Raw genomic sequence first — 5,516 nt, 5'->3', positions numbered from 1 at the left:
GTGGCCGCGCCGCCGAAGGGCTCGATCTCGGTGGGGTGGTTGTGGGTCTCGTTCTTGAACATGAGGAGCCAGTCCTGGTCCTCCCCGTCCACGTTGGCGGTGACGTGGACGGAGCAGGCGTTGATCTCCTCGCTCTCGTCCAGGTGCTGGAGGACGCCCCGCTTCTTGAGAACCTTGGTGGCGATGGTGGCCAGGTCCATGAGGGTCTCGGGCCGGGCCTTGGCCTTCTCCTCGCCGTAGACCTCCTTCCGGGCGGCCTGGTAGAGGTGGTAGGCCCGCTTCACCTCGGGGGAGAGGATCTCCACGGAGTCGATGTGGGTGGAGAAGGTGGTGTGGCGGCAGTGATCGGACCAATAGGTGTCCACCAGCCGCAGCTCGGTAATGGTGGGGTCACGGTCCTCCTCCGTCTTCATGTAGGACTGGAAGAAGGTGAGGTCGGCCAGGTCCATGGCCAGGCCGTACTCCTCCAGCACGGTCTGGAGACCGGCCTCGTCCAGATCACGGAAGCCCTCCAGCACCTGGACGGACTGAGGGATGGGGTAGGTCTGGGCCAGGGTGTCGGGCTTGTCCATGGAGGCCTCCCGGGCCTCCACGGGGTTGATGAGGTAGGAGCGGACCTTCTCCGCGTCCTCGGCGGAGAGGGCGCCCAGCAGCAGGTAGACGGTGGCGGCCCGGACGGTGGGGCGGTCGCCGCCGGTCATGAGCTGGATGCACTGGGCCGCCGAATCGGCCCGCTGGTCGAACTGGCCGGGCAGGGCCTCCACCGCCAGCACGGTGTGGGTCTCCTGGGGCAGGGGGCAGCTTTCGTCGTATACCGCGTCTACCTGGGGTTCAGAGAACACGGAGGTCCGGGCGGCGGCGTAGACCTGGCTCGTCACGCCCTCCACGTCGTAGCGGTTGAGCACCCGGAGCCCGGTGAGGCCCTGGATGCCCACGGCCTCGGTGAGCTCCCGGCACAGAGCCCGGGCGGCTCCGTCAAAGCCCGGCTTTTTTTCCACGAAACAGCGAAATACGTCTCCCATTGGTGGTTCCTCCCTCATGATATATGTCTGTCAGGTAACGGCGCCGGGTCAGGACCCGAAACGCCAGTTCTCTATGCCGTAAAAGGGGTTCTGCTGGGTGGGGGTGAGGCCGGTGACCGCCCCCCACTGAGTGAGCACGGACTGGTTCTTGAAGCAAAGGGTGGAGAAGGGGACCTGGGTCTCCAGGTCGGTCCAGAGGGTCTGGGCGGCAGTCTTCCGGAGAGCGCCGGAGGCCCCCTGCCAGGCGGAGAGGAGGGTCAGGGTGTTGGCGTTCCAGTAGCCGCCGAAGTTCAGGGCGCCGCCGGCGGTGAGGAGGGGGGCGGGGTCAAAGTCGGCGGACAGGGTGGCCGCCCCCAGGTAGAGGTCGAAGGAGCCGGCGGTGAGGGCCTGCTGGTACTCGGTCCAGGCGAGCTTCTGGAGCTCCACCTGGACGCCGGACTTGGTGAGCTCCCCGGTCAGGTACTCTGCCACCGACACCCGGAAGGTGTTGTCGGTGTTCACCACGAAGGTGAGGGAGAGGGGCTGCCGCCCCTGATACCAGAGGCCGTCCTCCCCTTGGGCGTAGCCCGCCTCCTCCAGGAGCTGGGCAAAGACCTGGGGGGAGTAGTCCCGCCGCTGGGCCAGGGTGTCGTCGTAGTCGGCGCAGACCGGGTGGAGGGGCAGGGTGGCCGCCTGGGCGTGGCGGGAGTAGAGGGCTACCGCCACGGAATTTCGGTCCCAGGCCCGGTCCAGGGCCCGGCGGACGGCGGCGTTGGCGCAGGGGCCTTTTTGGCAGTTGTAGCCGATGTAGACCATGGTGGTGGTGGGGTAGTCCCACACCGCGTGGTCGCCGGCAAAGCCCAGGGTGCTGGTGCCGGTGAGGTCGGCGGTGACCAGGGAGATATCCTCAGTGTCGAAGGCAGAGATGAGATCATCGGCGGCCTGTATGGTCATCAGGGGAATGGTCTCCGCCGGCAGGTTCAGGTTCCGCCACCAGTCGGTCCGGGCGGTGAGCACGGCGCCCCCGTCACGCTCGGTGAGCCGGTAGGGGCCTGTGCCCGCCGGCACTTCGTCGGAGCCCGCCTTGACGATGGGGATGTCCAGAAGGGCGGGCAGGGTGCCGTTGGGGGTGCGCAGGGTGACCACCACGGCCCCGTCCTGCTCGGCGATGGAGGCCACGTCGTCCAGCCGGCCGGCGAACCGGGACTGGGGGCTCTGTGCCAGCTGGAGGGAAGCCACCACGTCGGCGGCGGTGAGAGGGGAGCCGTCGGAGAAGGTGACGCCGCTGCGCAGGTGAAAGGTACAGGTGAGGCCGTCTTCGCTGACGGCGTAGCTCTGGCACAGCCGGAGCTGGGGGGAGAAGGTCTGGTCTAGCTCAAAGAGACCCTCCCAGATGAGGCCCGAGAGGGCCACGTTCACCTTGTCGGTGCTCAGGATGGGGTGGAGGCTGGCGGTGGTGCGGGGGAGGGTAAAAACGGTGCTCGCCGCCTCCACGGTCTCCGGCGTGGGGGAGGGGGTAGGAGTGACCTCCGGCGGAGGGGCGCCGCAGCCGGAGAGCAGGACCAGCGCGAGGACCAGTGCAAACAGGCGGGATGGTTTCATAGGCGGCTCCTGATAAGTGATAGGTATGGAAAAGAGCGAAAAGCGGAGAACAATATCCCTCTTTTCGCTCTTTTGAGTTATAAAAGCTGAATGACAGCGGCCTGGCTGCCCCGGACGCCGCCGGTGATCCGGTGGGACCAGTACTTTTCCGGCAGGCAGGCGGTGCAGTCGGCGGTGACGGAGATGTGCTCCGGGCGCAGGCCGACGCGCTCCAGGCGCATGGCGTTGATGCCCTTCAGGTCCACCTTGAACTTGCCGTTCTCGATGGGGGAGAGGAAGGGGGTGGCCCGGACGCCCAGAGCGGCGGTCATGGCGTTGGGCACGTCCTCGTGGGTCTCGAAGCAGCACCGGGAGATGCCGGGGCCGATGGCGGCCAGAATGTCCTCCGGGCGACAGCCGTAGAAGGCCATCTTCTCCACCGCACGCTCCACGATGCCGGCGGCGGTGCCCCGCCAGCCGGCGTGGACGGCGGCAATGACCCGGCGGACCGGGTCATAGAGGAGGACGGGCAGGCAGTCGGCGCTGAAGATGACCAGAGCCACGCCGGGGATGTCGGTGACCAGGCCGTCGGCCTCGTAGGGCTCCGGGTCCAGCAGGCCGGTCTTGATGTCGGCGGTGGTGACGGGCCGGACCACATCGCTGTGCACCTGGTTGGTCATGGCCACCGTGCTCAGGTCAGCCCCCACCGCGTCAAAGAACCGGCGGTAGTTCTCCCGGACGTGCTCAGGGTCGTCGCCCCGGGTGGAGCCCAGGTTGAGGCTCTCATAGATGCCGGTGCTCACGCCGCCCAGCCGGGTGGAAAAGCCGTGGACTACCCCGCCGGCGTGCTCAAAGGCCTCCGCCGACAGGTAGGTGACGCCGGCGCTGATCTTGTCGTGGATCTCCAAAGAGGTACTCCTTTCTGGACCAAAGGGGGCTTGTCCCCTGGGGGTGGGGACGGCGTGACCGCCATCCCCGCTGCGCGGGTGCCTTCTGTGCGTTACTGCTGATCGGAGTGGTATTCTTTACAAGTACATTTCTTCCACTTGAGGCCACTGCCGCAGGGGCAGGGGTCGTTGCCATCCCCCACGGGGCAGGCCCCGTGGGGACCCCGATGATCTCATCTGCTCGGGCGAAATGAATTCGCCCGGCATCAAGGTCTTGCCTGGCGGCAAGACGCTTGGACGCGCCTGACGGCGCGGCTCGCTTTGGCTCGCATCGGCCGCAACGCTTCCCCACGGGGCAGGACCCCGCAGGGACCCCGTTCTTTCACTCAGCCGGGGCGAAGTGAATCCGCCCCGGCCCAAGGTTTTCACCTGGGGGTGAAAACGCTTGAACGGCGTGACCGCCGTCCCCGCTATGCGGGTGCCTTTGCGGGTTACTCCTGGTCGGAGTGGTATTCCTTACAGGTGCATTTCTTCCACTTGAGGCCGCTGCCGCAGGGGCAGGGGTCGTTACCATCCCCCACGGGGCAGGCCCCGTGGGGACCCCGATGATCTCATCTGCTCGGGCGAAATGAATTCGCCCGGCATCAAGGTCTTGCCTGGCGGCAAGACGCTTGGACGCGCCTGACGGCGCGGCTCGCTTTGGCTCGCATCGGCCGCAACGACCTTACTGCTGATCGGGATGATACTCCTTACAAGTGCACTTCTTCCACTTGAGGCCGCTGCCGCAGGGGCAGGGGTCGTTGCGGCCGATCTTGATGCCCTTGTGGACCACGGGCTGCTGTCTGACGGAGCCGTCGCCGCCACCGGAGGTGCCGGTGACCTTGGCCACCCGCTTGCGCTCCACGGTGCCCTCGCCGTTCTTGGCCTGGACACGGACGATGAACACGCGGCGCACGGTCTCCTCCTGGATGGCGGCGATCATTTCCTCGAACATCTCGTAGCCCTCGCGCTTGTAGGCCACCACGGGGTCCTCCTGGCCGTAGGCACGCAGGCCGATGCCCTGGCGCAGCTCGTTCATATTGTCCAGATGATCCATCCAGTATTCGTCCACCACCCGGAGCATCATCACCCGCTCCAGCTCCCGCATGAGGGGGCTGCCCAGGGCCTGCTCCTTCTTCTGGTAGATGTCGAAGGCACGCTCCTCCACCAGGGAGCAAAGGTCCTCAAAGCCGTACTTCTGGAGCTCCTCGTCGGTGAGCTTGAGCTCGTCGGGCAGCAGGAACACCCCGCGGAAGGGGGCCAGGGCCTCACGGAAGCTCTCGGCGTCCATGTGCTTCTGCTCACCCATGCGGCCGCGGATGGCGTTGTGGACGGTGGTGCGGATCATGTTCTCCATGCTGGCCTTCATGTCCTCGCCGTCCAGGACCTGCCGGCGCTGCTTGTAGATGACCTCACGCTGGGTGTTCATGACGTCGTCGTACTCCAGCACGTTCTTGCGCTGCTGGAAGTTCTTGGACTCCACCTGGCGCTGGGCCGACTCGATGGCGTTGGTGAGCATCTTCTGCTCGATGGGGGTGTCCTCGTCCACGCCCAGCTTGTCCATCATGCCCATGACCCGCTCGGAGCCGAAGAGGCGCATGATGTCGTCCTCCAGGGAGAGGTAGAAGCGGCTCTCACCGGGGTCGCCCTGACGGCCGGCACGGCCGCGCAGCTGGTTGTCGATGCGGCGGGACTCGTGGCGCTCGGTGCCCAGGATGAAGAGGCCGCCTACCTCCCGGACCTTGTCGGCCTCAGGCTTGATCTCGGCCTTGTACTTGGCCTCGGCGTCGGAGAACATCTTGCGGGCGTTGAGGATGTCCTGGTTGTCGGTCTCGGCGAAGCCGGTGGCCTCGGCGATGAGCTCGTCGCTGAGCCCCGCCTTCTTCAGGTCGGCCTTGGCCAGATACTCAGCGTTGCCGCCCAGCATGATGTCGGTACCACGGCCGGCCATGTTGGTGGCCACGGTGACGGCGCCGAACTTGCCGGCCTGGGCCACGATCTCGGCTTC

General features: G+C 66.5%; 5 protein-coding genes and 1 pseudogene. All 6 read right to left on the bottom strand.

Translation table 11 applies throughout. The features are described 5' to 3' along the window. Positions 1-1,022, bottom strand: a pseudogene (locus Q0K15_RS10455) (phosphoribosylformylglycinamidine synthase); the annotation flags it as partial. A gap of 48 nt (positions 1,023-1,070) precedes the next feature. Then, positions 1,071-2,603, bottom strand: coding sequence for an ABC transporter substrate-binding protein (locus tag Q0K15_RS10450; RefSeq protein WP_294515786.1), 1,533 nt, complete (start codon positions 2,601-2,603; stop codon positions 1,071-1,073). A 77-nt stretch (positions 2,604-2,680) separates the two neighbouring features. Next, positions 2,681-3,490 (bottom strand): peptidoglycan editing factor PgeF, encoded by an 810-nt coding sequence (gene pgeF / locus Q0K15_RS10445; RefSeq protein WP_294515785.1) that lies wholly within the window; start codon positions 3,488-3,490, stop codon positions 2,681-2,683. Positions 3,491-3,582: 92 nt separating this feature from the next. Further along, positions 3,583-3,672 carry an SEC-C metal-binding domain-containing protein gene (locus Q0K15_RS11175; protein WP_365933884.1) on the bottom strand — a complete coding sequence of 30 codons (90 nt, stop codon included), beginning with the start codon at positions 3,670-3,672 and terminating at the stop codon, positions 3,583-3,585. A 288-nt stretch (positions 3,673-3,960) separates the two neighbouring features. Continuing rightward, positions 3,961-4,050, bottom strand: coding sequence for an SEC-C metal-binding domain-containing protein (locus tag Q0K15_RS10440; RefSeq protein WP_294515784.1), 90 nt, complete (start codon positions 4,048-4,050; stop codon positions 3,961-3,963). Between the two features lie 143 nt (positions 4,051-4,193). Beyond that, positions 4,194-5,516 (bottom strand): SEC-C metal-binding domain-containing protein (locus tag Q0K15_RS10435; RefSeq protein ID WP_294515783.1); only part of this gene is annotated, 1,323 nt, incomplete at its 5' end.

Origin of the sequence: uncultured Intestinimonas sp., assembly GCF_944387245.1 — a bacterium.
Taxonomy (GTDB): Bacteria; Bacillota; Clostridia; order Oscillospirales; family Oscillospiraceae; genus Intestinimonas.
This window is presented reverse-complemented; position numbering and strand designations above follow the sequence as displayed.